Here is a 351-nt window from a genome sequence, read left to right on the forward strand (position 1 = left end):
AGGAGGGGGAACCATTGAAAATCCGGAGTATTGCAGAAGCGAAAAAGAAGATTAAGATCGGGTCAAAGGTTATGATAACGACCCAGAAGGCATGCGCCAAAGACTCATTTGGGGCAGTTAAGACCGGGATCCCGAGACAAGCGGTTGTTATTGGCATTTATGAGTATTTTGTCCATGTACAGCTGGAGAGCGGAGTATGTGAGAGCGTGATGTGGATGGATCTGATCAATGCCAGGGAATAGGTACAGGAGGGAAGAAATATGTTTGTGAAACAGATTGATATGGCAAAAGCCCTGGAACTGGCGGCGAAGGGGATGGAGATCAAGGTCCTGGCCCCGATCGGCCAGGAAG

The 351-nt window shown here is 49.0% G+C and carries 1 protein-coding gene; it reads left to right on the forward strand.

Translation table 11 applies throughout. From position 1 onward, the window contains the following. Positions 1–242 (forward strand): hypothetical protein (locus OCV69_RS16665; RefSeq protein ID WP_262563255.1); only part of this gene is annotated, 242 nt, incomplete at its 5' end. Positions 243–351: the final 109 nt, after the last annotated feature.

The sequence above is a fragment of the Alitiscatomonas aceti genome, assembly GCF_025567195.1.
In the GTDB taxonomy this organism is placed as follows: Bacteria; Bacillota; Clostridia; order Lachnospirales; family Lachnospiraceae; genus Alitiscatomonas; species Alitiscatomonas aceti.